Source organism: Streptomyces sp. NPDC029014 (genome assembly GCF_055564695.1).
The window spans coordinates 1-2,843 of sequence record NZ_JBVHVT010000052.1; the positions used below are offsets into that span (position 1 = coordinate 1).

Consider the following 2,843-nt stretch of genomic DNA (forward strand, 5'->3'; position numbering starts at 1 on the left):
CTGCAACACCGACACCAGCGCCAACCGGCCCGGAGACCAGGCCGGCCTGCCCCGAACGGGGAACAGGTCGGAGAACTGCCCATCGGTGAACAGCATCCCCAGGTCGTCCCGGAGCCGGATTGCCAGGCTGCCCTTCGGGAAGGCGGCCTGAGCCACCCGCGCCGTCTCAGCGGGGACCTCCCCCGGCTCCGTCGGCTGCATCGACATCGACACCCTCCCCATACGACAACGTCGGCCTTCAAGACCACAACCAGGTCTTGAAGGCCGACGTCACGCAGGCCCCGGATTAACCAACGGCATCCCTCACGGGCCGGGGCCGGTCACGTTCGGCGGGCGGGTCAGCCGATCAGGTGGGCGTAGGCCGGGAGGGTGAGGAAGTCGACGTAGTCGGCGTCCAGGGAGACCTGGAGGAAGAGGTCGTGGGCCTCCTGCCACTTGCCGGCCGCGAAGGCCTCGTCGCCCAGCTCGGCGCGGATGGCGGCCAGTTCGTCGGCGGCGATGCGGCGGGTGAGTTCGGCTGTGGCGCGTTCGCCGTTCTCGAAGACGACCCCCGCGTTGATCCACTGCCAGACCTGCGAGCGGGAGATCTCGGCGGTGGCCGCGTCCTCCATCAGACCGAAGATGCCGACCGCGCCGAGGCCGCGCAGCCAGGCCTCGATGTAGCGGATGCCGACCTGGACGGCGCCCAGCAGGCCCTCGTACGTGGGCTTGGCGTCCAGGGAGTCGATCGCGATGAGCTCGCCGGGGGCCACCGAGACGTCCTCGCGGAGGCGGTCCTTCTGGTTCGGCTTGTCGCCGAGGACCGCGTCGAAGGAGGCCATGGCGATCGGCACCAGGTCGGGGTGGGCGACCCAGGAGCCGTCGAAGCCGTCGTTCGCCTCGCGGTCCTTGTCGGCCTTGACCTTCTCGAACGCGACGCGGTTGGCCTCGGCGTCCTTGCGGGAGGGGATGAAGGCCGCCATGCCGCCGATGGCGTGGGCGCCGCGCTTGTGGCAGGTGCGGACGAGCAGTTCGGTGTACGCGCGCATGAACGGCGCGGTCATCGTCACCGCGTTGCGGTCCGGCAGGACGAACTTCTCGCCGCCGTCGCGGAAGTTCTTCACGATGGAGAACAGGTAGTCCCAGCGGCCCGCGTTCAGGCCGGCGGCGTGGTCGCGCAGTTCGTAGAGGATCTCCTCCATCTCGTACGCGGCCGTGATGGTCTCGATCAGGACGGTCGCGCGGACGGTGCCCTGCGGGATGCCGACGTGGTCCTGGGCGAAGACGAAGACCTCGTTCCACAGGCGCGCCTCCAGGTGGGACTCCGTCTTCGGCAGGTAGAAGTACGGGCCCTGGCCCAGGTCGATCAGGCGCTGCGCGTTGTGGAAGAAGTACAGGCCGAAGTCCACGAGCGCGCCCGGCACCGGCCGGCCGTCGACCGTGAGGTGGCGCTCCTCCAGGTGCCAGCCGCGCGGCCGCATCACGACGGTCGCGAGCTCCTCGGCGGGCTTCAGGGCGTACGCCTTGCCCGTGCGCGGGTCGGTGAAGTCGATGCGGCGCTCGTAGGCGTCGATCAGGTTCAGCTGGCCGAGGACCACGTTCTCCCACGTGGGTGCGGAGGCGTCCTCGAAGTCGGCGAGCCACACCCTGGCGCCCGAGTTGAGGGCGTTGATGGTCATCTTGCGGTCGGTCGGACCGGTGATCTCCACACGGCGGTCGTTCAGGGCGGCCGGGGCCGGCGCGACCTGCCACTCGCCCTCGCGGACCTGTGCGGTGTCCGGGAGGAAGTCGAGGTGGGAGGTGCGGGCGAGCTCGGCGCGGCGCTCGGCGCGGCGCGCGAGGAGCTCGTCGCGGCGGGGCGTGAACCGCCGGTGGAGTTCGGCCACGAAGGCGAGGGCCTCCTCCGTCAGGACCTCGTCCTGGCGGGGCAGCGGCGCGGCGTCGACGATGGCCGGCGATGACGGCGCTGGTGCGGACATATCTGTCACTCCTTCAGCGGCGGTGCCTGGCGGCCGCGGGGAATGCTCGCGCGGGACGGCACGCAGTGCCGTCGGGTGTGGAGAGTTCCGGGATACGGTCGCGGGCGCCGTCTGGGGTTCAGGGCGCTTCTGACCAGTGGATAGTAATTTCCTTATGGTGGAAGTTCAATGGTTTGTTGATGTCGAGATTCTCCGAGTCGACACACTCTGATCGGCAGTGGCCCTCAGTGTCACCCCGGTCACGGCCCGCTCAGGACCGCCTCCGCCCGCCCTCAGGCGAGACGGTCCAGGTCCGGCGGGGTGTCGATGTCGTACGCCTCGGCGACGTCCCCGCACTCCACCAGCGTGAGCTCGTCCGCGTGCCGTGTCAGGTGCACCCGCGCGCCCCTGTCGCCCGTCGCCGTGGCCGCGATGTCCGCCCAGCGGTCCGCGCCGAAGAGCACCGGGTGCCCGCGCTCCCCGCCGTACGCCGCCGCCACCAGGCTGGCCGGGGACCGGTACGCGGCGAGGACCCGGGCCACCGCCGCCGGCCCGATGCCCGGCTGGTCCACCAGCGAGACCAGGGCCGCGGCCGCCCCCGTACCGGCCAGGGAGGCGAGGCCGGCCCGCAGCGAGGAGCCCATGCCCTCGGCCCAGTCCGGGTTCTCCACGAGCACGCAGCCGCTCAGGTCCGCCCGCTCGCGGACCTCGGCGGCCGAGGCGCCGAGCACCACGTGCAGCGGGTCGCAGCCCGCCTCGCGCAACACCCGCACCGCGTTCTCGACGAGCGGGCGCCCGCGGTGGGGCAGCAGGGCCTTGGGGGGGGGGGGGGGGGGGGGGGGGGGGGGGGGGGGGGGGGGGGGGGGGGGGGGGGGCGGGGAGGGGGGGGGGGACGCAACAGACGGG

At 72.1% G+C, this 2,843-nt stretch carries 2 protein-coding genes and 1 pseudogene; all 3 read right to left on the reverse strand.

The annotated features are described in order from the left end of the window. Positions 1-207: pseudogene (locus ACZ4VL_RS26090) on the reverse strand (IS5/IS1182 family transposase); the annotation flags it as partial. Positions 208-338: 131 nt separating this feature from the next. Beyond that, the gene (aceB, locus tag ACZ4VL_RS26095; RefSeq protein ID WP_468204443.1) at positions 339-1,958 is read right to left on the reverse strand and encodes a malate synthase A; all 1,620 of its coding nucleotides are present in this window, start codon (positions 1,956-1,958) and stop codon (positions 339-341) included. A 272-nt stretch (positions 1,959-2,230) separates the two neighbouring features. Next, positions 2,231-2,749, reverse strand: a complete 519-nt coding sequence (locus tag ACZ4VL_RS26100) for a nucleotidyltransferase family protein (protein WP_468204537.1) — start codon at positions 2,747-2,749, stop codon at positions 2,231-2,233. Between the last annotated feature and the right edge of the window lie 94 nt (positions 2,750-2,843).